Annotated in this window: 28 protein-coding genes; 18 read left to right on the forward strand and 10 right to left on the reverse strand. The window is 48.6% G+C overall.

From position 1 onward, the window contains the following. Positions 1-196: 196 nt before the first annotated feature. On the forward strand, positions 197-622 hold the full coding sequence (locus ACN0VA_RS02995) for a helix-turn-helix domain-containing protein (RefSeq protein WP_417819704.1): 426 nt from the start codon (positions 197-199) through the stop codon (positions 620-622). Positions 623-669: 47 nt separating this feature from the next. On the opposite strand, the gene ACN0VA_RS03000 is transcribed toward ACN0VA_RS02995, so the two are convergent. Beyond that, complete coding sequence (locus tag ACN0VA_RS03000) at positions 670-1,227, reverse strand: GNAT family N-acetyltransferase (RefSeq protein WP_417819705.1); 558 nt, start codon at positions 1,225-1,227, stop codon at positions 670-672. A 127-nt stretch (positions 1,228-1,354) separates the two neighbouring features. Between ACN0VA_RS03000 and ACN0VA_RS03005 the strand changes: the two genes are divergently transcribed. From ACN0VA_RS03005 to ACN0VA_RS03015, 3 genes are all read left to right on the forward strand, one after another. After that, complete coding sequence (locus tag ACN0VA_RS03005) at positions 1,355-1,714, forward strand: hypothetical protein (protein ID WP_417819706.1); 360 nt, start codon at positions 1,355-1,357, stop codon at positions 1,712-1,714. A gap of 103 nt (positions 1,715-1,817) precedes the next feature. Then, a complete protein-coding gene (locus tag ACN0VA_RS03010; RefSeq protein WP_417819707.1) occupies positions 1,818-2,780 on the forward strand; it encodes a glycosyltransferase family 9 protein in 963 nt (320 codons plus the stop codon). Positions 2,781-2,783: 3 nt separating this feature from the next. Then, complete coding sequence (locus ACN0VA_RS03015) at positions 2,784-2,996, forward strand: hypothetical protein (protein WP_417819708.1); 213 nt, start codon at positions 2,784-2,786, stop codon at positions 2,994-2,996. A gap of 7 nt (positions 2,997-3,003) precedes the next feature. On the opposite strand, the gene ACN0VA_RS03020 is transcribed toward ACN0VA_RS03015, so the two are convergent. Continuing rightward, positions 3,004-3,906 carry a glycosyltransferase family 2 protein gene (locus tag ACN0VA_RS03020; RefSeq protein ID WP_417819709.1) on the reverse strand — a complete coding sequence of 301 codons (903 nt, stop codon included), beginning with the start codon at positions 3,904-3,906 and terminating at the stop codon, positions 3,004-3,006. A gap of 80 nt (positions 3,907-3,986) precedes the next feature. Beyond that, entirely contained in the window at positions 3,987-5,186 is a 1,200-nt protein-coding gene (locus tag ACN0VA_RS03025; RefSeq protein ID WP_417819710.1) for a phosphoglycerate kinase, read from the reverse strand. Between the two features lie 275 nt (positions 5,187-5,461). Between ACN0VA_RS03025 and ACN0VA_RS03030 the strand changes: the two genes are divergently transcribed. Then, a complete protein-coding gene (locus ACN0VA_RS03030) occupies positions 5,462-5,656 on the forward strand; it encodes a 2-hydroxymuconate tautomerase (protein ID WP_417819711.1) in 195 nt (64 codons plus the stop codon). 184 nt (positions 5,657-5,840) lie between these two features. On the opposite strand, the gene ACN0VA_RS03035 is transcribed toward ACN0VA_RS03030, so the two are convergent. From ACN0VA_RS03035 to cobS, 4 genes are all read right to left on the reverse strand, one after another. Continuing rightward, complete coding sequence (locus tag ACN0VA_RS03035) at positions 5,841-6,452, reverse strand: cytochrome b/b6 domain-containing protein (protein WP_417819712.1); 612 nt, start codon at positions 6,450-6,452, stop codon at positions 5,841-5,843. Positions 6,453-6,455: 3 nt separating this feature from the next. Further along, positions 6,456-8,003: a tetrathionate reductase family octaheme c-type cytochrome gene (locus ACN0VA_RS03040; RefSeq protein ID WP_417819713.1), complete on the reverse strand. Its 1,548-nt coding sequence runs from the start codon at positions 8,001-8,003 to the stop codon at positions 6,456-6,458. 125 nt (positions 8,004-8,128) lie between these two features. After that, on the reverse strand, positions 8,129-8,731 hold the full coding sequence (locus ACN0VA_RS03045) for a histidine phosphatase family protein (RefSeq protein WP_417819714.1): 603 nt from the start codon (positions 8,729-8,731) through the stop codon (positions 8,129-8,131). Next, a complete protein-coding gene (gene cobS, locus ACN0VA_RS03050; protein WP_417819715.1) occupies positions 8,728-9,522 on the reverse strand; it encodes an adenosylcobinamide-GDP ribazoletransferase in 795 nt (264 codons plus the stop codon). Before cobS ends, ACN0VA_RS03045 begins: the two co-directional genes overlap by 4 nt. 84 nt (positions 9,523-9,606) lie before the next feature. Here cobS and cobT point away from each other — a divergent pair, with 84 nt between their 5' ends. Next, positions 9,607-10,635 (forward strand): nicotinate-nucleotide--dimethylbenzimidazole phosphoribosyltransferase, encoded by a 1,029-nt coding sequence (gene cobT / locus ACN0VA_RS03055; RefSeq protein ID WP_417819716.1) that lies wholly within the window; start codon positions 9,607-9,609, stop codon positions 10,633-10,635. Positions 10,636-10,648: 13 nt separating this feature from the next. Here the strand turns inward: cobT and paaK are convergent, their stop codons facing one another. Together paaK and ggt are read right to left on the reverse strand one after the other, a co-directional pair. Further along, positions 10,649-11,974, reverse strand: coding sequence for a phenylacetate--CoA ligase PaaK (paaK, locus tag ACN0VA_RS03060; RefSeq protein WP_417819717.1), 1,326 nt, complete (start codon positions 11,972-11,974; stop codon positions 10,649-10,651). A gap of 160 nt (positions 11,975-12,134) precedes the next feature. After that, positions 12,135-13,913: a gamma-glutamyltransferase gene (gene ggt / locus ACN0VA_RS03065; RefSeq protein WP_417819718.1), complete on the reverse strand. Its 1,779-nt coding sequence runs from the start codon at positions 13,911-13,913 to the stop codon at positions 12,135-12,137. 573 nt (positions 13,914-14,486) lie between these two features. On the opposite strand from ggt, the gene ccoN reads away from it, so the two are divergent. From ccoN to ACN0VA_RS03125, 12 genes are all read left to right on the forward strand, one after another. Continuing rightward, positions 14,487-15,962: a cytochrome-c oxidase, cbb3-type subunit I gene (gene ccoN, locus ACN0VA_RS03070; protein ID WP_417819719.1), complete on the forward strand. Its 1,476-nt coding sequence runs from the start codon at positions 14,487-14,489 to the stop codon at positions 15,960-15,962. An 11-nt stretch (positions 15,963-15,973) separates the two neighbouring features. Continuing rightward, complete coding sequence (gene ccoO / locus ACN0VA_RS03075) at positions 15,974-16,696, forward strand: cytochrome-c oxidase, cbb3-type subunit II (RefSeq protein WP_417819720.1); 723 nt, start codon at positions 15,974-15,976, stop codon at positions 16,694-16,696. Positions 16,697-16,705: 9 nt separating this feature from the next. Continuing rightward, complete coding sequence (locus ACN0VA_RS03080; protein ID WP_188666475.1) at positions 16,706-16,858, forward strand: cbb3-type cytochrome oxidase subunit 3; 153 nt, start codon at positions 16,706-16,708, stop codon at positions 16,856-16,858. A 10-nt stretch (positions 16,859-16,868) separates the two neighbouring features. Then, a complete protein-coding gene (gene ccoP, locus ACN0VA_RS03085; RefSeq protein WP_417819721.1) occupies positions 16,869-17,723 on the forward strand; it encodes a cytochrome-c oxidase, cbb3-type subunit III in 855 nt (284 codons plus the stop codon). Between the two features lie 282 nt (positions 17,724-18,005). Continuing rightward, positions 18,006-19,466, forward strand: coding sequence for a cytochrome c oxidase accessory protein CcoG (ccoG, locus tag ACN0VA_RS03090; RefSeq protein ID WP_417819722.1), 1,461 nt, complete (start codon positions 18,006-18,008; stop codon positions 19,464-19,466). 3 nt (positions 19,467-19,469) lie between these two features. Further along, complete coding sequence (locus ACN0VA_RS03095; RefSeq protein ID WP_417819723.1) at positions 19,470-19,964, forward strand: FixH family protein; 495 nt, start codon at positions 19,470-19,472, stop codon at positions 19,962-19,964. A 70-nt stretch (positions 19,965-20,034) separates the two neighbouring features. Beyond that, a complete protein-coding gene (locus ACN0VA_RS03100) occupies positions 20,035-22,356 on the forward strand; it encodes a heavy metal translocating P-type ATPase metal-binding domain-containing protein (RefSeq protein WP_417819724.1) in 2,322 nt (773 codons plus the stop codon). Then, on the forward strand, positions 22,353-22,523 hold the full coding sequence (ccoS, locus tag ACN0VA_RS03105; protein WP_417819725.1) for a cbb3-type cytochrome oxidase assembly protein CcoS: 171 nt from the start codon (positions 22,353-22,355) through the stop codon (positions 22,521-22,523). Before ACN0VA_RS03100 ends, ccoS begins: the two co-directional genes overlap by 4 nt. 11 nt (positions 22,524-22,534) lie before the next feature. Then, the gene (panB, locus tag ACN0VA_RS03110) at positions 22,535-23,404 is read left to right on the forward strand and encodes a 3-methyl-2-oxobutanoate hydroxymethyltransferase (protein WP_417819726.1); all 870 of its coding nucleotides are present in this window, start codon (positions 22,535-22,537) and stop codon (positions 23,402-23,404) included. Next, on the forward strand, positions 23,405-24,241 hold the full coding sequence (gene panC / locus ACN0VA_RS03115; RefSeq protein ID WP_417819727.1) for a pantoate--beta-alanine ligase: 837 nt from the start codon (positions 23,405-23,407) through the stop codon (positions 24,239-24,241). Between the two features lie 261 nt (positions 24,242-24,502). Beyond that, complete coding sequence (locus ACN0VA_RS03120; protein WP_417819728.1) at positions 24,503-24,793, forward strand: hypothetical protein; 291 nt, start codon at positions 24,503-24,505, stop codon at positions 24,791-24,793. A 12-nt stretch (positions 24,794-24,805) separates the two neighbouring features. Then, positions 24,806-25,453 carry a ferredoxin gene (locus ACN0VA_RS03125; RefSeq protein WP_417819729.1) on the forward strand — a complete coding sequence of 216 codons (648 nt, stop codon included), beginning with the start codon at positions 24,806-24,808 and terminating at the stop codon, positions 25,451-25,453. An 11-nt stretch (positions 25,454-25,464) separates the two neighbouring features. Here the strand turns inward: ACN0VA_RS03125 and ACN0VA_RS03130 are convergent, their stop codons facing one another. Further along, positions 25,465-25,809 (reverse strand): hypothetical protein, encoded by a 345-nt coding sequence (locus tag ACN0VA_RS03130; RefSeq protein ID WP_417819730.1) that lies wholly within the window; start codon positions 25,807-25,809, stop codon positions 25,465-25,467. Between the last annotated feature and the right edge of the window lie 14 nt (positions 25,810-25,823).

Genomic DNA, 25,823 nt, shown 5'->3' on the forward strand with positions numbered 1-25,823 from the left:
GTCCAAGACTGTTTTCGTTAAAAACGATTAGAGGTTTTCGTGATACACTTGTGGGCGTACATCGAAAGCAGTCTTAAGAAGAATTCAGAAACTCAGGGTGTAGAGTCTACAACCAATAGTTCGAAAATACCTCTGTTCAGCAGGCTTAACATATATTTAAATTGTTGGTATTGCAAGGTTTTCAATAGGTTGGAATATGAAAGATATAGGTCAGCGGTTTACGGAAATACGCAAGAATTTAGGTGTGACTCAGAAAGAATTTGCCGACCGTTTGGGGGTGTCTTTAGGGGCAGTTCAAGGCTATGAGTACGGAAAAGTTCCCAAAGGGGAAGTTTTGCAAACTTTGCTCAATATGGGATTTAATTTGAACTGGTTGGTTGATGGGCGCGGGACGATGATGCGTGACCAAAGTCAGGATGTGGCCCTGAACCGGATGTTGATGTGGAATGTTGCGTATTTTTTATGCAAACGACATGATACGGATGAAGACCCGGAACTATATGCCGATGCCTTTATGGAAATATATGATGCAATGGTGCGTGACAGCGGTATGAAGAAAGAGGGTGAGGAAAGCGATATTTCAAACATCATTGATTTTTCCTTGCGACGGTTGGGGCAATAAAAAAGGATGCCTGCGCCAGTATCATACGACGCAGGCACCTTAGCCCCTTAGTTTGCGCGATGGAGTTGACGTTCGGTCAGTTCGATCAGTTTATTCGGTTCGAAATGAACCATGCCGAACTCTGGAACATCGACGTTGTTGATTCTCCTATTTCTGGCAATCATACGCTTGAAACCAAGGCGTTCGTACCATCTCCAAATTTTGTTTTCCTGAAAGGCCCAGCAACATAAAGGGGCAAGACCCCGCTCAACCAAATATTTAGAAAGGGTACTGATGGCCAGATAACTGACACCAAATGTCCGATATTCCGGTAAAACATACAGTGCATGTAACTCGCCTTTTGCACCGATCAACATATCGTCGTCATTGGGTTTGCACATGCAAAAGCCCACAGGTTTGTTGTTATCCTCAAACACAAACAGGGCTTCGTTTTTATTGGGGCGATCTTCGTCAAACCAGCGTTGCCATTGATGGAAACGGTAAGATCGATCCCGATTGGACAAGACTTCCTCGGGCATAAAGCCATAGGCATGGCGCCAGCAAATTTCGTGAATTTCTGCAATATCAGCGACATCGTCTTGAGTTGCTACACGTATATTAAGCATTTCTATCTCCTTTTCTTGCTTAAGAGATAAAAATGTACAAAAAATATTATTGCATGGCTGTTCACAATCTATAATAATATCCCATTGGTGGGCAAGAATATAAGATATCTTTACTATAAGGTGTAATATGTTTGATCAAAACATTCAGGACGCATTGGCAAAACTTGACGTGAATGCCAAAAAGCGCAAGAGAAAACGCTCATTGGTTGTTTCCATTGCGGGAATCGCACTTATTTTTAGTGTGCTTGGTGGCGTCTGGGGTTATCAGCAAATGATGCCGACGGTTAGTATGGATCATTTGTCGCGTTTGATTATCGTGGCCTCACGCAGCAGTGATAACGATCCCATTCGTTTATTAGGGGACATTGAACGCCGCATGGGTAAGAAAATGGATAAACTGTCCAACGCGGAACGCGTTGATGCGGTGGCTTATCTGATGAACCACATTGAACTGCACCACAATCGTCAGGAATTGATTTCCTATTAATTCGCATGTGATTTCCTTTGTGAAAAGGGAAATAGATGGTAGCCAATACGGCGCTTTAGCGCTATGGTCGCGTCGATTTTATTCGGGTCTATCTTGAAGAACGATGCGCATTCTTTTTATTACTTCCACACGGATCGGCGACGCCGTTCTTTCCACAGGCATTCTGGATTTTTTGCTTGAACGTTATCCGCAGGCAAAATTTACAATTGCATGCGGCCCTGTTGCGGCCCCTTTGTTTGCGGCAACCCCGCAGGTGGAACGTGTTCTTATAATGACCAAAAAGAAACGGTCTATGCATTGGATCGATCTTTGGAAAGAGTGCGGTTTTACATGGTGGCACCGTGTGATTGATTTACGTAATGGACCGATCACATATCTATTCCCGACGTTGCGCGGGACGCATCTGCACCGCGATGACAAGCAAACACATCGGGTTGAACTGTTTTCCAATCTCTTAAAATTGAATCCGCCGCGTGGCCCGATTTTATGGACAAATGAAACACACGAACAAAGGGCAGATACGTTATTACCGACCGATGAAATGGTCCTTGCTGTCGGTCCAACGGCGAACTGGCGGGGTAAAACGTGGCGGGCAGAATATTTTCTGGAACTGGTTCAGCGTCTGACGGCAAAAACAGGACCGTTTGCCGGGGCAAAAATAGCGCTGTTTGGGCATGTTTCAGAACGTGCCCAAGCAGAAAAGTTAATTGAAGGCTTGGATGAAACCCAAAAGATAGATTTAATCGGCGAACTTGACTTGCCAACGGTCTATGCCTGTTTAAAACGGTGTGCTTTTTTTGTTGGAAATGATAGTGGTTTGATGCATATGGCCTGCGCCGCGCGCATTCCCACGTTGGGCTTGTTTGGGCCAACGCAGGAAAAATTATATGGCCCGTGGGGGGCACATTGTGCAACTGTTCGAACGGCAACGCCATTTTTGGATTTATTTGGTGACAATTTTGACCATGAAAAGACCGATAGTTTGATGGATAGTCTCAGCGTCGATATGGCATATGACGGGGCCGTTGAATTATGGCAGGCCTGCGCCTCAAAAGAAGGAATGTGAGAAATGTTTGATTTGGATAAAATCAACGAGACGGTTCCGTTTCTGGCACAATTGACCAGCGACAGCGGCAACGCCATGTTCGTTTATATCGTTTTACTGGGGGCCGGGGTGCTGGTCGGCATGCTGATTATGATGAAGATTCTGTTTATGAGCATGCGTCGTGCGGATGAAAAATGCCTGACACAATTTAATGAAATGCTTGATAAACAAGAATAAAGGCAACCTAAGGACGGCGAATTTTGACGCCTTCGCGAAAGATCGCGCATTGTTCAACCAGTTCTTTTGCCGATAAGGTCACACCGCATCGTGACAGGGTGAACAGCCAAAAGGCGCGGCTAAACTGGTTTTTGCCCAATTCCCGTTTTGCCCATTTCCAGATACGCGATGTAATTTTTTTCTGGGCGGCTCTTATATGTACGGGGTCGAGCTGCGGATTGTCTTGCAAGTGATAGGCAAGGGCTAGGGTCGCATCATGCACGACTTGGGCATTATTATTCATAATACGTCCCGGTTCATCACGTGGTGAGGAACAGACAATATGGCGAACCTGTGCGAGTTTGCCATGTGTGGTCAGGCGGATAAACAAGGAATGGTCTTGCGAAAAGATCCGTTCATCACATCCCTGGGCGCGATCAAACAAGTCTTTTTTGAACAGGCAATGACTGACGCGGGCGTATCCGTGTTTAATGACGCTGAGCAGGGAATCGTTAAAGGTAACCACTTCCGGGGTGGTTGGATTTTCGAAAACAGGTGTCTCTTCATGTTCCCCTGAAATGGCAAAGACAAAGTCGCTGTTGCTGTCTTGCAAGGTTTGTATGAGGAGTTGACAACAAAAGGGTGCAAGAATGTCGTCGGAATCGACAAGCTTGATTAAATCGCCACTGGCAGCCCGCACACCGTTGTTGGTTGCAATTGCGACACCTTGATTAAACTGATCGACAAGAACAACATTGGGTAGCCCTGCTGTCTCGGCTTTGACGATATCCCACGAATTGTCGGTGGAGCCGTCATTTACAAAGACATATTCGCGTTCAAAATCACCCTGTTGGTTTTTCAACGCGTCAATCACACCGGGCAGGAACGGAGCTTTGTTATAGACGGTTACAACAAAAGAGACTTTTATCATTGTTTTGATGTGGTTCCGGTGTGATGAAGAAAAAAAGCCGCCCCTGCGCTTAGACAAAGCCGGAGCGGCTTTTATTGGAATTACTGGATGCGCAAGACTTCGACGCCGGGCAATTCTTTGCCTTCCAACCATTCAAGGAAGGCGCCGCCTGCGGTGGAGATATAGGTGAAGTCGTCTTTCGCCCCGGCATGATCAAGGGCGGCAACGGTATCGCCCCCACCAGCGACAGAAACCAGAGAACCGGCCTTGGTCAGTTCTGCGGCGGCTTGGGCTGCCCCGTTTGTACCGGCATCAAACGGTTCAATTTCAAAGGCACCCATTGGGCCGTTCCAGACGATTGTTTTGCAATTGCCAAGACGCGCTTTTACATCGGCGACGGATGCCGGGCCAACGTCCAAAATCATTTCGTCGTCATTAACCCCATCGGCGAGGTTTACGATGCGGTTTTCGGCATTGGCGGCAAATTCCTTGGCAACAACCCCGTCGATGGGCAGGACGATTTCACAGCCATTTTTTTCTGCCGCGGCGATGATGTCGCGTGCGGTATCTGCCAAGTCATGTTCACACAGGGAATTGCCGATGTTGATACCCTTTGCATTCAGGAATGTATTTGCCATTCCGCCGCCGATGATCAGCATATCGACCTTGGCAGACAGGTTGTTGAGTACATCAAGTTTTGTGGATACTTTTGCGCCCCCGACAAGGGCCGCCAATGGGCGTTGTGGTGCATCGAGTGCGCCGGACAAGGCTTCCAGTTCCGCTTGCATCAATCGACCGGCGGCAGAGGGCAGCAGGCGGGCAAGGGCCTCGGTTGAAGCATGGGCGCGGTGTGCGCATGAAAAAGCATCATTCACATAGATATCACCCAGTTTTGCCAGTTTTTCAGCAAAGGCTGTGTCGTTGTCTGTTTCTTCTTTGTAATAACGCAGATTTTCCAGCACACAGACTTCGGTATCGGAGAGGGAATTAACGATTGCTTCGGCTTCTTCCCCGATGCAATCGTCTGCAAACTTAACGGGCTTCCCAAGTTTGGAGGATAAGGCATCCGCAATCGGTTTAACGGTCATTTCCGGTACGCGCTGGCCTTTTGGGCGGCCCCAGTGTGTGATCAAAACAATACGTGCACCTTTTTGCATCAATTCAACGATGGTTGGTAATGTGCGGTCGATGCGCGTGCTGTCGGTGACAACACCGTCTTTCATCGGGACGTTCAGATCGGCACGTAACAAGACACGCTTGCCGGCCACGTCGTAATCGCTCAAGGTTTTAAACTGGGACATCTGAGTTTCCTTTACTCGCAAGTGCAAAAAAGTTTGCAGGCAATATACATAAAATTGGCTGAAAGTGAATTGTTTATAAACAATACAAATGATTGAGTTCGTTAGATGACGAGGTGTTGTTCCGTCTATTGTTCCTATGGTGATATGTTATGTCCGCCAATACAAAAGGGCACCTCTTGCTGTTGTTAAAAGGGCAAAATCAACTAAGTCTATGGAACGAATGAGCATTATATCTTTTATCTAAAATGCCAGATTTACAGCTCCTGGAGACTCTTATGCCTTATGTAAATGTAAAAATCCTGCAAGGTGCCTCACGTGAACAAAAGAAATATCTTGTTGAAGATATTACGAAAAGTTTAGTCAAACGCCTCGGTAAAAAACCGGAAACAATCCATATCGTCATTGATGAAATCGCGGATGAGAACTGGGGATTTAGCGGTATGTTGACCGATGATTATAAAAAACAATAATTCCCTTTTCGTTTGATGAAAAAAAAAGCCCTCTTTCGGATACTGGGCCGAAAGAGGGCGATATCAGTGCATGCTGAATGGAGGGATGCCGCTTCAGCGAGGTGCCTTTATAGTGGCGATTTTTTAACGCTACCGCATTGCGAATTATCAATTTCTAATTTTTATCCCTCTCATAATTCCAAAATTATTCAGCAGGTGTTTTGTCATGGACATCTTCATAGCCTGTGACCATCGCTTTTAAGTGTGCACCGACCGTATGTCCGGTGGTGGTTAGATAGACATGCAGGATGATGAAAGACACCATGAAAAAAGCGAAGGCCGTATGAATAAGTGCGACGATTTCCAGCGTTAGAATTTGGGCGACGGCCTCCGGCCATTGATTGTAAAACAGATAGAGCAAGCCGGAAATAATCAATCCCGGATTAAGGATCAGTTTTAATCCCAAATAGGCCATCCTTTGCAAAGGGTTAAGCTTCTTTTCCGGTGTTTTTTCATAAGGAGGTTCTTCCCCTTTAAAAATACCAACGGTGTAGAAGCGAAAGACCTCTGCCATCTTTTCAGTGGTCGGGATGTAATTTTTCCATTCCCCTGTGGTGAAATGCCAGAAAATGGCAAAAGCCCATAAACCCAGCAAGGCCCATAATAATGTGGTGTGAATGTCGCTCGCCTGTTTATAACTCAACACCGTAAAGGTGCCGTGAATATTGAAACCCGTGAAGGCAAGGGCAAGGACAAGTGCAGCCTGTGACCAGTGCCAAAACCGTTCAAATCGTTTGTACATCATAACACGTGACATGATTTATCCCTCCTTCTTGTCTTTGCGGCGCAGCACAAGGCGCAATAGGCCATGAACACAAACGCCTGTACCGGTTAAACCGATCATAATGAAGCCCAGCATATCCAATACATCGGATTGATCGCGCCTAGGCATGTAGAAACCGTTCAGGCCCGCCAATCGTCCGTCTTTGGCATGACAGTCATCACATCGAAGCGCATCGCTTTTGGGGGCAACCATGTGGGTTTGGGGCCAGTGATAGGTGGTTTCCACAAATCCATAATTACCGGAATAGGGTTGACCGACATAATCGGTCCCGGCCGTTAAGGCCTTTTGCCAATCAAAATTGCGCCAGAAAGACGTGTCGTCTTTTCCAAATACATGATTGACGAGGAAGGTTTTAAGTTCTTTGTCATAAGGCTGCTTACCGCGCATGACCTTAAAGGGCCAAATGCGGGCATCGGGGTCATTGTATGAACCGCCGAAGGTATTGATCGGAACGGGCGGGTTGGCATCATCGATCTTTTCACTGCGCAGGGTATAGCGCATTTTGCCATCAAACCATGCATATTCCGGCACGACGTTTTCCGCCAGTTTGAAATCGCCTTTTTTGGAATTATAGATATCGTGACCGTGATCATCCTTGATGGCATAAGGTTTGCCATCTTTCATTTTGCCGCCTTGTGACCAGTCCCACCACATTTTGGTTGGTACGCCACCGCGGGCAAATTCGGGGATGTGGCAGGTTTGGCAGGCAACTTTGTCTGTATGATCGTTCAATTTGGCTTTGGATTTATGGGGCGCCATCCCGTGACAAGATTCGCATGTCGCATGATCTTTATAATCGGCGCTGGCGATATCAATCCCTTTAGTATCCTTGGCGGTGGTTTCAAACCGTGACCCCGGAACATCATGCCCTTTCGGGTTATGACAGGTTGCACAGGTGAAATTGGCGCCGTCCTTGGACATATGCACGTCCAGTTCCTTGGGTGGATTGACGAGGGAGCTATCCAGATCGCCATGTTTCACCCCGTCACCGCCGCCACCATAGAAATGACAGGCCCCGCAGTTTGCGCGCGATGTTTCCCCGACATTTTGCGCGATTTTTTTCAAATCAAGATCAGGTCCGTATTTGGGATGTCCGGCACCTGTCGGGAGTTTTTTATAAATCCCGGTGGTGTCGTGACAGACCAGACAGTCCACGTTGGTGCCTGCCGGATGGTCTTTGCGCATATCGGTCCAGTCGTATCCGATATGACAGCTTGTGCAGCGTGGTTCGTTTGAGGCAACGGTCCCGCAGAAGCTGTTGACCACCTCGCGCTTACCCAGTTTTTGTCCGTTCATATGATCGAATTGCCACGTCCAGTGGGTTGTTTTTTCCAGTTGTTTGGACGCTTCTGTATGGCATTCCAGACAGGCGGCTGTGACCTCCGGCCCGGTTTGAAAATCTTTTTGAAGCTGTTTGAATTGGGTGTGATCGGCTGTTGATGTCTTGTCTTTGGTGGCCCACGCGGGCGCCATCATCAATAGCCATGCAAACACACCGCATCCAAAGATGCGTTTGATTGACATGAAATATCCTCCGTCTGTTACTCAATGCCCGATTATTCGGGACTAATGGTATTTTCGACGATAAGGATAAATTAGATTAAACTAATCCACATTGCGATTTATCAATTTGCGACAAATTACACGCCTTAAGCGTTGATACATTCAACGGCCCATGCGTTATCAAACAAGCTGAAACGGCTGATTGATAAGGTATCTATCTTTAGTTTCAACGCATTGGCAGGTGAAAGGCCCAAGGCTTGAGCCGCAGCGGCGCGGATGGTTCCGGCGTGGGCTACACAGACAATATGTTGTCCCTGATATTTACGCCCTAAATGGTTTATGCATTTTTCAACGCGTTGGCAGACGGTTGCAAAGCTTTCCCCATCGGGCGGGCAGGTATGGGCCGGGTCATCCCAAAAAGATTTAGACGCGGGTTCTTCATCCAGTTCGTCCCACGTCTTGCTTTGCCATAAACCGAAATTCTGTTCCATCAGTTCTTTGTAGGCCAAGGGGTTGATGGTCCAGTTTTTTTGGGCGGCAATGGCTTTGGCGGTTTTTTTTGTGCGTGACAAGGTCGATGTCACCCACAGCGCATCTTCGGGTAACAGGTCTGCGAGACGTTTGAGGCTATCGATGTCTTTCAAATTACAGCCGACATCGCGTTGTCCGTAAATGCGCCCGGGCATCATGGCTTTGACCGGGGCATGCCGGATCCAGTAAAAACGGGTGGGGTCCGGGAATGTACTCATAAAAGGGAGGCCAATGTTAAAAGCGCAGATATTTCGATAATTTGCTGACTGGCCCCGCAGACATCACCGGTTTGTCCGCCGATCTGGTTTTGTGCAATGGCTTTCCAGATCAACAGGGCGAGCGTACAAACCGACAGGGTAATCCATCCCGCCACCCCCGGTGTACAAAGCAGAAAAAGTGCCACGCCAAGCCCAAGAGACTGACAGATAATCAACCCGGCGGGTTTTTCCATTGTCGCCGCCAGACCATCGCTGCGCGCAGGGTCCATCATATAGATCAACAGGGCCGGGGCAACGCGCGATAAACAGGCGGTACCGACGAGGGCGGCTGCGCCCAAGGTCCAGTCTTCAAAACCGATCAAGGCGCTGGTGCGCAAACCGATACTAAAGACAAGCGCAAGGCCGCCATATGCGCCCAATCGACTGTCGCGCATAATTTCCAGTTTCCGGGCCTTGTCCTGTCCGCCGCCAAACCCGTCGGCAACGTCTGCCAATCCGTCTTCATGTAAGGCCCCTGTTAATAAAACGGCGCTAAGAATCGCCAATAGGGCACAGGCGAGAGCGGGCAGGTTGGCAAAATGTGCAAGGCCAAAGACCGTGGCACTGCCCCCGCCAACGATTAAACCGATCAATGGAAAGGCGCGCAAGGCCCGGTTTAAGGCCTGTGGCGGGACGTCGCCGTTTAAGCGCCACGGGATGCGCGTCAGAAAAACGACAGCCAATTGTATGTCGGCCGCCCACGCAAGGGGCGATTGGGATGTTTTTTCGAATGTAGAACTGGTATCGCTCATATCTTGCATGCTATGTGTGGGACGTAAAAAAGATTATTGATCTTATAGCGAACCATCTGCCATTGGGAAAGAGAGTAAACCCCCATGAATACATTACCCCATGTTCAGTCTTTAAAAGATATCCGCGACGTCCTGAATGTTTTGCCCGCCCTTTCCCAAAATGCGTTGCAACAGGCACAGGCGCGTGAACCGCAATTGACCAAGCCGGAAGGTTCCCTGGGACGGTTGGAAGAGGTTGCCCATTGGATGGCGGCATGGCAGGGCAGTTATCCCCCGCGTGTCAAATCGGTTCATTGTAATGTCTACGCTGGCAATCATGGTGTGGTTGCACGCGGTGTGTCGGCTTATCCGGCAGAAGTCACCACACAGATGGTACAGAATTTTATTAATGGCGGGGCAGCCGTCAACCAGTTGTGTGCAACATTTGATGTGGACTTACAGGTCCATGAAATGGCGCTGGATCAACCGACCGCCGATTTTTCCCAAGGTCCGGCTATGAGTGACGCCGATTGCGCCGAAGCGTTCTTCTATGGCATGACAACCGTAAAAGACCATACCGATCTGTTGTGCCTTGGTGAAATGGGAATTGGCAATACGACATCGGCTGCTGCCGTGGCACATGGCTTGTTTGGCGGGAGTGCCGAAACATGGGTTGGGCGTGGCACCGGCGTAAATGACGACACATTGGGTAAGAAAATCGCAATTGTTGGCGAATCGGTTCTGGTGAACAAAGATGCGATGACGGACGGTCTGGAAGTGCTGCGTTGTTTGGGCGGGCGTGAATTGGCAGCAATGGCGGGGGCCGTTGTGGCTGCGCGCCTAAAACGTATTCCGGTCTTGCTGGATGGATATGTCTGCACCAGTGCCGTAGCCGCCCTTGAAGTCACCTGCCCCGGTGCGCTGGATCATTGTCTTGTTGCTCATAATTCAGTGGAGCCGGGTCATCAGTTGATTTGTGAAAAAATCGGTAAAAAACCCCTGTTTGATATGGATATGCGCCTTGGGGAAGGCAGCGGTGCGGTTTTGGCTGTTGGTCTAGTGCGCTCAGCCGTGGCGTGCCATAACAACATGGCGACCTTTGCCGATGCAGGTGTGACCACAAAGGGCGCATAAATCAGGGGCAGCCTTACCCCCTTGAGGAATTATCAATGGGGCGCAGATCGGTCACACGCTTGGCCTTGCCTTGGGATCGTTCAATGGCCCCGGGGTCCAGTACGTCGATGGCTGCACTGATGCCGATATAGGATTTGATGTGCAGTTGCAGGCTGCGGGCGATATTTTCACGTTGATCCAGATAGGTATCTGGGCGTAGTTCGGTTTTGACGGTCAGGCGGTCCATATGTTCGACCCGTTCGACCAGCAGATGATAGTGCGGTGACAGACGTTCATCGCGCAAAATCTGTTCTTCAATTTGGCTGGGGAAAACATTTACGCCCCGAATGATCAACATATCATCAGAACGTCCGGTGATTTTATCCATGCGGCGCATATGTGGACGCGCGGTGCCGGGCAGAAGGCGGGTTAAATCCCGAGTCCGATAGCGGATAATGGGCAAGGCCTCTTTGGTGAGGGAGGTAAAACACAACTCGCCAAATGCGCCGTCTTCCATCGGGTTTTCGTCTTTATCCAGAATTTCCGGCAGGAAGTGATCTTCCCAGATGGTCGGCCCGTCTTTGGTGTCCAGACATTCCATTGCCACACCCGGTCCCATGACTTCGGACAGGCCGTAACAATCCAGTGCATCAATCCCTAAACGGTTTTCGATTTCGACTCGCATTTCATTGGACCAAGGTTCTGCGCCAAAAAGACCAAGGCGTAAATTGGACTGTTTGGGATCATAGCCTTGGCGTTCCATTTCATCGGCGATAACCAGACTGTAAGATGGTGTCGCCATCAAGGCATGCGGATTGAAATCACGGATCAACTGAACCTGTTTTTCCGTTTGGCCACCCGACATGGGAATGACGCTGCATCCCAGTTCCTCTGCCCCGTAATGAAAACCCAACCCACCGGTAAACAGACCGTAGCCATAGGCGACATGGGCAATATCATGGCGGGTCAATCCGGCGGCGCGTAAGGACCGCGCCATAATGGTTGCCCATGTTTTGATATCTTGTCTGGTATAACCGACAACCGTGGGACGACCCGTTGTACCGGAAGAAGCATGAATACGCACAACCTGTTCCATCGGAACGGCGAAACTGTGAAATGGATACATTTCACGTAAGTCCTGTTTCGTCGTAAAGGGAAACAGTTTCAAATCCGTCTGGGTTTTGAGATCGTCAGGATGCACACCTTTGGCTTCACATTTCGCGCGATAGTGGGGCACATTTTGATAGGCATGATTTAACGACCATTTCAGACGTTTTAACTGCAGGGATTCCAATTCGTCCCGACTTGCGGTTTCGATGGATTCCAGTGGTTCGATACAGTTTAAATGGCCGTCTTTCATGTGATTTTTCCTCCCCTAATCCCGACATAGGGGTAACACAGAAGAAGAATATCACAAGAAAATTATGGTATTTTTTGTTATAAAATTTCTTTAAAATTACACTCTGTATAATAAAAGTAAAAACTTATTGTCTTTATAAGAAATGTTCCAAGTTTATGGGCTAGTAGCCGATTGCCACACCTTCGCGACGAGGATCGGCGGCACCTTGTAAAGTGCCATCGGGCAGGATGCGCACTGCATGTAAGCCGCTGGTCATTTCCTTGATTTTGACAGAATGACCAAGGCGTTCGAGCTTTGCTTTTTGCTGTTCGGCCCCGGTGCCTTGTTCCAGCTCGCTCGCGCCATTGCGGTTGGTGAGGTGACCCCGGGCAAGGGCTTTATCCAGATTAAGGCCGTCATCTAAAATGGACATCAAATTGCGGGTGACATAACCGATAATGCGCGACCCACCGGGGGAACCAATGGCAAGAACGGGTTTTTGCGTGGTTCGATCCAAAACGATGGTCGGGGCCATTGAACTGCGCGGACGTTTGCCGGCCTCAACCCGGTTGGCAACGGGCAGACCGTTTTTACTGGGCATAAAGGAAAAATCGGTGAGTTGGTTATTAAGCAGGAAACCGCCAACCATTTGGCGTGACCCAAAAGCATTTTCGATACTGGTTGTCATGGAAACGACCATGCCGTCGGCGTCAACAATGCTCATATGTGTGGTGGACAGGCCGTGTTCACTATCATCATTGGCCCATTTCCGGGTAAACATGAACGGGCCGCCCGGTTCCGCCGGTGTGGTGACAACACGGTCATGCTGGATCTGAGTTTGTCGTCCGATGAGATAACTTTTGGATAAAAGCTGTTGTGTCGGTACCTCAACGAAATCCGGATCAGCGATATAGTGATTGCGATCGGCAAAAGCAAGTTTGGAGGCTTCCAGATATAAATGGTTGCGATCAATGGTCGGTTTGGGATCGTTGTTGCGATCATATTGTTCAATCAGGCCCAAGGTTTGCAAAACGGTTAAGCCACCGGAGCTGGGAGGCGCCATGCCGCAGACTTTATATTGACGGTAGTCCAGACAAACAGGGTCACGTTCCACACTGCGATATAGCAATAAATCATCGGAACCAAGCAAGCCGGGGTTATCGGGATGGGTTTGGACCTTATCCACAATCCGGTCGCCAAGTTGCCCTATATAAAAAGACTCGATCCCACCGTTTTGAATTTGACGCAAGGTGTTGGCAAATTCCGGGTTTTTGAGAAGATAGCCAACCGGGTGGGCCATACCGTCTTTATTATAGAAATAAGTACGTGCTGTTGGATCGGTTTTTAGAAAACGATCCGCACTGACCAGTTTATGTAAACGTTCTGAGACGTTAAACCCGTTCTCGGCCAAATTGATGGCGTCGTTGAATAAAAGCTCCCAATCCATGCGGCCATATTTGCGATGGGCCTGTTTCAACATATGTAATAAACCGGGCACCCCAACGCTTCGCCCCCCGACGGCTGCTTCAAAAAAGCCCATTTTTGTGCCGTCTTTTTTTATGAATAAAGTGGAGTCAGCTTTGGCTGGGGCGGTTTCGCGTCCGTCGAAGCTGGTCAGGGCATTTTGCACAGGGTCGAACAGGAGCAAGAACCCACCACCGCCGATTCCCGATGATTGTGGCTCAACAAGGTTGAGAACCAACTGGGTGGCAATAGCGGCATCAATTGCGTTACCCCCTGCCTTGAGGATGCGATAACCGGCTTGTGCCGCATGGGGGTTGGCAACGGCAATTATGGCATGGTTTGCCGTAATTTGGGGCTTCTCAATGCGAGTTCCGGCCGATTCAGGGCTGGCCCGGTAATCTTTCTGTGGGGTGGGCGTACAGGAAGCCCCGAAAAACAAGCTCAGGACCAAAACGAAAACTGCCGGAATGCGAAGAGTATGTTTGAGAATGACCATATTGCCGTGAACCCAAGTAAAGCTATCTAGAATGTCTCTTAGAATGGGGGTTTATGAAGAATAAAACAAGGATATTTCGGTTAAAAATATCCAATAATCATAGGTTATATATTTAAATGTTTTGTAATTTTAGTAATAAGCTTATCTATGGCAATAACAAGGTAATAAGTATAAGTATAGTAAAAGTAAAAAATAATATTCGAGGTTTTCATTGTATGCATATCTATGTGCCAAGTTACCAGAATTGGTACTTAAGTGCTAAAATAAAAGCCTTATAGATATCAACAAGATCATTGTGGAAATTTTTATTATTCCACTTTTACATTCAGTAGCAGATTATAATCATTATAAACTTATTATTACTTGGAAACTTTATTTGACTTAGATCAAACGCCTCCATATATTCGCCGCTATATTTCAAGCCTTCCAGCCCGCATTCTCGTATGTTTTGGGTGCGAGGTTTGGAAGCGGGACGTAAAGTCGTCGTTAAGGTTTGTGGGCGCTGGGGGGTGTCCACAAACCTGATACGTCGACAAGTTTGCGTTCAAATTTCGGGAAGAACAGGAGTTCGGCATGAACCAAGCGACCACAGCTACTGGCGCCTCCGACGTGGCATACAACGAGGACGTAGTCCGTAAGTTTGTACTTGCTGCCACATTCTGGGGTGTCATCGGCTTTCTCGCCGGAACTTTCATCGCTTTTCAATTAGCGTTTCCGGCGCTGAACCTAGGTCTGGAATGGACGACTTTCGGTCGTCTGCGTCCGGTCCATACGTCGGCGGTAATTTTCGCCTTCGGTGGTTCTGTTTTGTTTGCAACGTCTTTTTACGTTGTACAGCGCACTTGCCGCACACCGCTTTTTGGCGGAAAGTTGCTGGCAAATTTAATTTTTTGGGGTTATCAGCTATTCATCGTGATTGCTGCATTGGGTTATGTTCTGGGGGTTACTCAGGGCAAAGAATATGCAGAACCGGAATGGTATGCTGACCTGCTTTTGACTGTTGTCTGGGTAGCGTATCTTGTCGCCTTTGCGGGCACATTGATGACACGCCGTGTTTCCCACATTTATGTGGCAAACTGGTTTTACCTAGCCTTTATTCTGACTATTGCAATGTTGCATCTGGGCAACAACATCACTCTGCCGGTTGTATTGTTCGGTGGTGATAGCCTTGCCAAGTCCTATATCTGGGCTTCCGGTGTTCAGGATGCCATGACGCAATGGTGGTACGGTCACAACGCGGTAGGTTTCTTCCTTACTGCGGGTTTCCTCGGCCTTATGTATTACTTCGTTCCGAAGCAGGCTAATCGTCCGGTATATTCTTACCGTCTGTCGATCATCCACTTCTGGGCGTTGGTATTCTTATATATCTGGGCTGGTCCTCACCACTTGCATTACACATCTTTGCCTGACTGGACGCAAACTCTCGGTATGACGTTCTCTATCATGCTGTGGATGCCGTCTTGGGGTGGGATGATCAACGGCCTGATGACGTTGTCCGGCGCATGGGAAAAACTGCGTACCGATCCGGTACTGCGCTTCCTGATTGCATCTGTTGCGTTCTACGGCATGTCCACTTTCGAAGGTCCTGCAATGTCGATCAAGGCGGTTAACGGCTTGTCGCACTATACCGACTGGACTGTTGGTCACGTACATTCCGGTGCTTTGGGTTGGGTTGCTTTCGTATCTTTCGGTGCGTTGTACTTCCTGATTCCGAAACTTTGGGGTCGTACACGTTTGTACTCGCTGCGTTTGGTAACTTACCATTTCTGGATTGCAACAATCGGTATCGTTCTTTACATCACAGCGATGTGGATTTCCGGTATCATGCAAGGCCTGATGTGGCGTGCTTACGATGACCTCGGCTTCTTGCAGTACTCGTTCATCGAATCTGTTGAAGCGATGCATCCGTACTACGTAATCCGTGCTTGTGGTGGTGTTCTCTTCGTCCTTGGTGCTTTGATCATGGTTTGGAACTTTATCAAAACCATTCAGGGTGACCTGCGTACAGAAGACGAATTCGTTGCACCGCAATCTGCGGCAGCTGAGTAAGGGGATCGGATATGAAACACGAAATTTTCGAGAAAAATACGATCCTTTTGACGATCGGAATTCTGATTACCGCAGCTATTGGTGGTCTGGTTCAAATTGTGCCGCTTTACACAATCGACTCTACGATTGAAAAAGTGGACGGCATGCGTCCTTACTCTCCTTTGGAGCTGGCAGGTCGTAACATTTACGTTCGTGAGGGGTGCTATCTTTGCCACTCTCAACAAATTCGTCCGTTCCGTGATGAAGTTGAACGTTACGGTCACTACAGCCTAGCGGCTGAGTCCATGTACGATCACCCCTTCCAATGGGGGTCAAAACGTACAGGGCCGGATCTGGCACGTGTGGGTGGAAAATATTCCAACGCCTGGCATGTTGCTCACTTGATCCGTCCGCAGGATGTTGTGCCTGAGTCTGTTATGCCGATGTATGGTTTTCTGGCTGAAAAAGAACTCACGTTCAATGATGCTGGTGCCCACCTGAAAGCACTGCGTGCTGCAGGTGACCCGTATACCGACGAACAAATCGCAGAAGCTGCGGCCGATTTCACTGCGCAAGCAAGTGGTGAAGGCGACGTTGATGCGGTTCTCACGCGTTATCCCAAAGCGGTTGTTGGTGACTTTGACGGTGATCCGTCCAAAGTAACTGAACTGGACGCGCTTATCTCTTACCTTCAGATGCTTGGTACACTCGTAGATTTTACGACGTACAAGCCTGAAGGCGAGATGGCTCGATAGGGTGCAAGCGTGAGCTTGGACGATATAGTCTCACTCGCACGACAGTTATGGGTCGTGTGGCTGCTGATCCTGTTTTTGGGGATTATTGGATTTGCCTTGTGGCCCCGCCATAAGGACCGCTTCGATGAAGCTGCCAATATTCCCCTGCAGGATGACGATTAAGGAGGTTACAGTGGCAAATGTGGAAAAGGACCCGGTGACGGGCACAAATACCACCGGCCATGAATGGGACGGCATTAAAGAATTGGATACTCCGCTACCGAAGTGGTGGTTGACCGTATTCTATGCTTGTATCATTTGGTCTATTGGCTATTGGGTGGTTTATCCCTCATGGCCGACGTTAAACGATTATGCAAAAGGCGTTTGGGGAACTACCAACCGTCTGGAACATGCAAAAGAAATGGCTGCGGTTTCTCAATCGCGTGAAGCTTGGACAAGCAAGTTCGAAGGGAAAGAAATCAGCGAAGTTGCTGCAGATTCTGAACTTTTGAACTACGCTATGGCCGGGGGCCGCGTTATTTTTGCGGATAACTGTCAGCCGTGTCATGGTTCTGCAGGTTCCGGTGCGAAAAATTTCCCGGTTTTGGCTGATGACGATTGGATTTGGGGTGGTACGTTGGATGATATCCAGCAAACTGTTCTTTATGGCATTCGTTCCGGTCACGACGAAGAACGCCTTTCCGATATGCCGGCTTTGGTTGCTGATGAAATTATCACAGCAGCGGACGCTGAAAAAATTGCCGACTATGTTATGACGCTCGGCGGTCAAGGCGGATCGGATGCAGGCAAAGACCTGTTTGAAGAAAACTGTGCTGCATGTCACGCTGAAGATGGCGCTGGTGTGCAAGAACTGGGTGGACCGCGTCTGAATGACGGCATCTGGCTCTATAAAGCAGGTAAAGAAGGCATTGTCGCACAAATTACCAAACCCAATCATGGTGTTATGCCAGCTTGGACAGGTCGTTTGAGCGAAACAGAGATCAAACAAGTTTCTATCTACGTTCACTCTTTGGGTGGCGGTCAGTAAGGAACGTTTGAGTTGATCAAACAAGAAAACGGCTGTCGTGAATATATAACGACAGCCGTTTCTTTTTTTCCTTTTAAAATTTAGCAAATTAAAACTTTAGAATATTTTAATATAATTCTTTTCCTTGTAAACCAACGGTTTTGAGACGCTTTCAAAAACATAATTATTAAAAAAAATCTAATTTCGCCAGTGTTGATTGATGTTTATCAATTGCACCAAGGGGTGAACGAGAGTACAAAAAATACGAATTTTGCTGACGTATAATTGAATCGAGATTGAACGATGTCTGACGCACAACAAGCCGTAAATCAAGAAGCCCAGGAACCAGGCGGGCACGGTAGCGGTCCGCTTTATGCCGAACGTGTCAAAGTACACCCTCGTATTTTTAAAGGTCCGTTCCGTAAGTGGAAAACAATTCTGTTATGGGTTTTTCTGGCCATTTATCATTTTTCTGCATGGTTGCGTTGGGATCGTGGGCCGGGTGTGCCGGATCAGGCTATTTTATTCGATCTTCCCGGTCGTCGGGCTTATATTTTCTGGGTCGAAATATGGCCGCAGGAAGTTTATTACCTGACAGGTGTCTTGATTTTAGCCGCCGTTGGTTTGTTTGCGGCGGCTGCGATTGCCGGACGTGTCTGGTGCGGTTTTGCCTGCTTCCAGACGGTCTGGACAGATTTGTTTATGATGGTGGAAGGCTGGGTTGAAGGCGATCGCAACAAGCGGATCCGTCTGGATAAGGCGCCTTTGTCTTTGAACAAGTTGATGAAGCGCGCTGTGAAACACGTGATTTGGCTGGCGATTTCCGTTTTCTTTGCCATTTCGTTTTTATGGTATTTTAACGATGCACCAACCATTACCAAAGAAATTTTCACAGGTCAGATCGGCGGCTGGACGTTGGTTACCCTGTTGTTGCTGACGGCAATGACTTACATGATGGCTGGTTTCGCACGCGAACAGGTTTGTTTCTACATGTGTCCTTACGGTCGCTTCCAAGGGGTCATGACAGACGAAGATTCTTTGTTGGTCACCTATGAAGCTTGGCGTGGGGAACCGCGTATGAAGGGGGCCAAGAATAAAGATTTCACAGACCGCGGGCACTGTGTAGATTGTGGACTTTGCGTTCAGGCCTGTCCGACAGGGATTGATATTCGCAACGGGCAACAAATGGAATGTATCGGGTGTGGTCTCTGTATCGATGCCTGTAATGTGATGATGGACAATATGGGGTTGCCGAAAAACCTGATTTCTTACGACAGTTACACCAATATGGTGGCCCGTGAGGAAGGCAAAGGCAAACAGGTTCACCTCGTGCGGCCTCGCACGATCATCTATGCTGCTATTCTGACAGGGGTTATGGCTGTGCTTATGCTCAGTCTGTCGATGCGCGACCGTCTTGAAGTCAATATTCTTCGTGATCGCGCTCCCTTGTTTGTGACACTCTCTGACGGCACGATCCGAAATGGTTATACTTATAAGATTTTGAATATGGAATCGCAGCCAAAATCTTATGAATTAAGCATTCAAGGACTTGATGGGGCGACCATGACCATGATCGGCCAGGAAGAAAAAGACCAAACGACCTTGAAATTGGATGTGAAAGCTGACCATATCGGAAGCTACCGTATCTTTATGAAAGCTGGTCGTCATACCCTTGATGGGAAATCAACGGATATTGATTTCGTGCTGAAGGATCTTGAAACCGGCGAAATTCATAGCCAGTCAACCGTATTCCGTGGACCATAATTTATGACTAAACAACGCGCACCGGGGTGGTGGTACCCTTGGATTTTCGTCGCTTTCTTTCTGGTAATCGTTACCGTGAACGGCATTATGATGTTTTTTGCCTTCGATAGCTGGACGGGACTGGAAACCAAGGACCACTATGTTAAAGGCCTTGCATATGACAATAACGTGAGCGGTGCCAAGGCACAAAAAGCTTTGGGCTGGGATGTGAAATTGGTTGTCCGTCCGATCGAAAGTAACGGGGACAGCCGCAAAGTTGCCTATCAAGCGACTTTTTTGGATCATGACGGGAAACCTGTTGATGGATTGAAGGCTCATGCGTTTTTCATTCGACCGACAAGTGAAGGTCTGGATGTGGATCAAGCAGCTGAAGTTATGGGCCCCGGCGTAGTGGGTGGCGAAGTGATGCTGTCCTTGCATGGACAATGGAAAGTTCGTATTCATGCCGTCAGCAAAGGTCGACAATATCAGCTTGTTGAACGGGTTGTTGTAGAATAGTTTTTTTTGGGTGCTCTCTCTTTGTGAAAACAGGGGGAGAACGCCTGTTTTAGAGCATCGACTTTAAGTTATGACCACAGATTGTCTTCATTGCGGTGATCCGGTTCCTCAACACTCAGAAGGGGGCGCGGATTTTTGCTGTAAGGGGTGCCGAGGCGCCTATGAACTGATTAATGGGTTAGGTTTAAAAACGTATTACGAGCGCCGGGTTATCGACCCGGATGCTAAAGTTTTACGTCCTGAAGATGATGTGGTGAAAATTGACTATCGTGCCCATATCAATGATGAAAATGGCCTGAAGACCCTGTATTTAATGGTGGAGGGTATCCACTGTGCGGCCTGTGTCTGGTTAATCGAAACGGTTTTGGGTAAACAAGATGGCATCGTTCAGGCGCGTGTGAATATGTCAACCCGCCGGCTTGTCTTGAAATGGCGCGAAGAGGCTCTCGATCCCAATGATCTGATTGCCAAGATTTCGGCTCTGGGCTATCGGCTGGTGCCTTACGATCCGTGTCTGTTAAATTCTGAAAATGAAAAGCAGGAAAAAGAACTGTTGCGCGCAATGTCGGTTGCAGGCTTTGCGGCGGCCAACGTGATGTTATTCAGTGTTTCCATCTGGGCAGGTTACAGTCAGGGCATGATGGAAAGCACGCGTGATTTTATGCACTGGTTATCCGCGCTTGTTGCTTTGCCCGCGGTTGCCTATGCCGGACGCCCGTTTTACCGATCGGCCCTGACGGCCTTAAAAGCGCGTCGTTTGAATATGGACGTTCCCATATCTTTGGCCGTTTTATTGGCCGCAGGTATGAGCCTGTTTCAAGTGATCAACGGGGCGGAACATGCATATTTTGATTCCGCAATCAGCTTGCTGTTTTTCTTATTGATCGGACGTTATCTGGATCGACGCGCGCGTGGTCGTGCCCGTGGGGCAGCGGAACATCTGCTGGGTCTGAATGCGGTGGCTGTTACGGTTCTGTCTGAGGACGGGAACAAGACTTTGTTGCCGCCCGAACAGGTGAAGGTCGGGATGGTTGTCCTTTGTGCCGCCGGGGAACGGGTGGCGGTGGATGGTCAAATTATCGACGGCATATCCGATATCGATACCAGCCTGATTTCCGGGGAAAGCGTTCCTGTGATGGCAAAGGTTGAAGATAAAGTCTTTGCCGGGACGGTTAATCTGTCGGCCCCGATAAAAATCCGTGTGTTGGCAACTGGCGAAGGGACACTTCTGGCAGAAATCGTCCGCTTGATGGAAGAAGCAGAAGCCGGACGGGCCAATTATGTGGCCTTGGCGGATCGCGTTGCACGTTATTATGCACCGGTTGTGCATCTGTTATCATTTGGCACCTTTATATACTGGTTTTTCTTTGCCGGTGTTGTCTGGAACGAAGCCTTATTGAACGCTATTGCTGTTTTGATTATTACCTGCCCGTGTGCCTTGGCCTTGGCAGTGCCGGTTGTGCAGGTGATTGCATCCGGGCGTTTAATGCGTCAAGGCATTCTGGTAAAAACAGGAACGGCGTTGGAACGTCTGGCCCACGTTAAAAACATCGTTTTTGATAAAACCGGGACATTGACGTTAGGGCGTGCTGAACTGGTCAATAAAGAAAAGATTGCACAAACCGATCTGGAACTGGCAGCTGCCCTTGCTGGCACCAGCAAACATCCGTTATCACGAGCCCTGTGTCGTGCACTTCCCCATATCGCGGTCAAATCGGGTGTGTTGGAAGTTCCCGGGTGTGGATTGCAATGGGAAAAGGTGCGCCTTGGTAGTCGTCAATGGTGTGGGCTGGCGGAGGCACCCTTAAGCGACGGACCGGAACTTTGGCTGGATAAAGGCGATGGTGTACCGGTTTGCTTGCAGTTTGCCGATCACTTACGTCCTGATGCCAAAGAAGTCGTTACCCGTTTACAGGCTTCATATCAAACGCACCTGTTGTCGGGTGACCGGGTGGAACCTGTGCGTAAAGTTGCCGAAGAATTAAATATTCAGGACTGGAAAGCACAATGCAGCCCGGCAGACAAATGTGAGGCGTTGACACATATGGAAGCCGCGTTGATGGTGGGCGATGGGTTAAACGATGCGCCTGCTTTGGCTGCAGCGCATGTTTCGTTGTCCCCTTCAACCGCGATTGATGTGTCGCAAACCACGGCAGATGCGGTTTTTCAAGGCGATAAATTAAAAGCTGTTTTGGAAGTGTTGGGTGTGGCACGCAAGGCGGAACGCCTGATTAAGCAAAACTTTGGCTTGGCGTTTTTATATAACAGTGTCACCATCCCGCTGGCGATTGCGGGTTATGTAACGCCATTAATTGCGGCGGTTGCCATGTCGACCTCTTCTTTGGTAGTCATAGCCAACGCCCTTCGATTAAGTAAAGGAAAAGTGTCGTGACAAGTCTGTTATATCTTATTCCGGCCATGTTGTTGCTTGGCGGTCTTGGACTGGCGGGTTTTTTATGGGCACTGAAATCAGGCCAATATGACGATATGGAAGGCAACGCCAGCCGTATTCTTTACGATGACGATGATAAACCGTTACCGCCTGAAGAGAAAATTTAAAGGAAGCCGCTATGAGCAAAGCGACCAATACCAAACGTATCACATTAACCGATTTGGTTGCCCGTAAAGGGGCCGATCCCATTGTATGTCTAACCGCCTACACCACGTCTATTTCCCGTCTGATCGATGATCATGTGGACCTGATTTTGGTAGGTGATAGCTTGGGTATGGTGCTTTATGGTATGGACAGCACGCTGGGTGTCACGGTTGAAATGATGATTGCCCACGGTAAAGGTGTGATCCGTGGTTCGGACAAAGCCTGCGTCATCGTGGATATGCCGTTTGGATCGTATGAAGAGTCGCCGCAAATGGCCTTTCGCAATTGTTCGCGCGTTATGGCGGAAACCCGTTGTTCCGGCGTGAAGCTGGAAGGCGGCGTGGAAATGGCGGAAACGATTTCCTTCTTGGTGGCCCGTGGTATTCCGGTTGTGGCCCATATTGGTCTGACACCGCAATCTGTGCATGCTTTTGGCGGGTTTAAATCGCAAGGTTGGTCAGAAGAAGTTGCTGAACGTATTGTCGAAGATGCCAAAGCGGTGGCAAAGGCCGGGGCCTCCTGCGTGGTGGTTGAAGGGGTTGTGGAACCCTTGGGTGTGCGCATTACCAATGAAATTGATGTTCCGACAATCGGCATCGGGGCTTCCCCGCAATGTGATGGCCAAATTCTGGTGACAGAAGACTTAATCGGGTTGTTTGCCGAATTTAAACCGAAATTTGTTAAACGTTATGCGCAAATGGATGAAATGATCACACAAGCGGTCATGGATTATCGCGGTGAAGTCCGTACACGTGCGTTCCCGGCGCCGGAACATTGCTTTGGGTATAAAGGCAATATGGGCCATAACAATCCCCCGGTGGCTGAAAAGAAAGAGGATAAATAAATGCAGATTGTGCGCACGATTGCCGATATGCGCGCCGTGGTCGCAGATTGGCGCGGGGCTGGCTTAAAGGTTGGTTTGGTGCCGACAATGGGGGCGCTGCATGAGGGGCATTTGACATTGGTGCGCACAGCCTTGGAAAAATGCGATCGGGTAATTGCAACGATTTTTGTAAATCCCAAACAATTTGGCGTGAATGAAGATTTCGGAACCTATCCCCGAACAGAAAAGGAAGATGCCGCGAAACTGGAAAGTGCGGGGGGACACCTGTTGTTCGCTCCCGATGTGGATGAAATGTATGGTAAGGACGGTGGCGTGACAAAAGTGTCGGTTGCCGGGCTTGGGGACATTCTAGAAGGCCGTTTTCGCCCCGGTTTCTTTGATGGCGTGGCAACCGTGGTTACCAAGCTTTTGTTGCAAGTTCTGCCGGATTACGCCTTTTTCGGGGAAAAAGATTATCAGCAGCTCAATGTCATCAAACGGTTTGCGGCGGATTTGAATATTCCGGTCATAATTGAAGGCGTCGCCACGGTGCGCGAACCGGACGGTTTGGCCATGTCATCTCGCAATGCCTATTTGCTGGATGAAGAACGCGCCATTGCACCAACACTTTATCGGACAATCTCGGAAGTTTCAGAACGTTTCAAGGTTGGTGGAAAAGCCGAAGCCCTTTCGAAATGGGCGGCCCAGCAATTGTTGGATGCCGGGTTTCAAAAGGTTGATTACGTGGCAATCTGCCACGGTGATGATTTAACTTCTGAGGCAAAAAAAGGGGAGCCGATCCGTGTCTTGGCGGCGGCTTTTCTAGGAAAAGCCAGACTGATCGATAATGTTGATTAACTCTAAACGGCTTATTTGATCTGTGTATAGAGGAAGAAGCTCGTAATCATTAGCATTCCGATAAAGCCGATTAATGCCCATAACATTTCAGTGCCCTTACGTATTATTCCTTATCTATGAAAGGATATGGGATGGGGCATTTTTAATTCAAGATAGATTTTCATTCATAATATTTCCCGTATTTGAAAGAAACCAAATTTTAAACTTTGTTTGTTAGTTTCTATACCAATGCGGAGATCAAATTTTTTTTAAGGTAAAGACATGTACGGCACCATTAAATCAGAAGTGATGACATTCTTTCCATTTAGCAATGATGCGACCTTAATCGTGCTTGGTTTGCTGATTTGGCTTGTGACAGGTTTGATCTTTCGTTTACCGATGACGCGGCTGGTGTGCATTGCCCCGCTTATTATTTTGACGGTGGCGATCGAAGTTGCGGATGTCATGTTTCTTGCGCAGGCTCCGATCCGTGCCGTCAGTGATTTTGCAATCATGGTACTGCCCATTGTCGTCATTGTTTTTTTCCAGCATCAAGGCTGGGCGCGGGCTTAGGACACAAACAGGATGGTCGACTACCGCGATATAGAAAACTCGGTCAAGGCACTGGGGCTCTGTCTGCGCGGTGGTTTTGTGGACGAGGATAAAACCTATATTCTGGTCGGAAATACCGGATCAGATATCTGGAAAGAATTCGGACCAGCCTATGATGATTGGGTTGAACCCAATCCATTGGATGAGTGGACCAAACGTCATATCGACCCCATTGCGGTTGATTTTGGGGCAGAGGCACTCTATCCCTTTATTGGTCCCCCTTTTATGCCGTTTCAGAGGTGGGCGATGAAGGCGGAAGCGGTTTTTCCATCCCCGATTGGTCCGCTTATTCATCCTGAATATGGCTTGTGGCATGCCTATCGTGCGGCGTTGGTTTTTGAAGAACCCGTGTCAGGCCTTCCGGTCCGTGAAGAGATTGCCTCTCCCTGTATAGCATGTGAGTTAAAGCCTTGCCTGGTGAGTTGCCCTGTCGATGCTTTTGTCGAGGGTACGTTTAAATTCCAGAAATGTTTGGATCACCTGAATAAAAAGTTGGAGGGGTCCTGTATGCATAATGGGTGTCTGGCGCGACGGGCTTGTCCTATTGGGGCAAAATATAGATATCACCGCGAACATGCGCGTTTCCATATGGATAAATTTTTAAGAATAGATGTTGGCTGAACAGGCGCAGATCATGCCCGTAAGTTCAGACCGTTATCCGCATCGCGCCCCGCAACAAGGGCGGCGGTGAATTTGTTTTGATTGGCATAAAGCTGTGCAACCGCGCCAAAAGGTGTCGCCCCGGCCCCATAATTGTCCTGCATGGCATTGATAATGGGTAAGGATGATCCAAACGGATTTTCCAGCGGTCTGTAACTGAGCGGCAGGGGGCGATCGGGATAATATTGACCATCAATGATTTCCGCCTGAAACCCGACAGGCACGTGTCCGGTTCCGACCGTTGGGCGCAAAGGCGTTGCACCACCAACAAAGGCCCCGTACTGACTTAATTGCAATGTGGCATCAATATAGCTCATAACAAGGAGTATTA

The sequence above is a fragment of the Terasakiella sp. genome (assembly GCF_048267425.1).
Lineage (GTDB): Bacteria > Pseudomonadota > Alphaproteobacteria > Rhodospirillales > Terasakiellaceae > Terasakiella.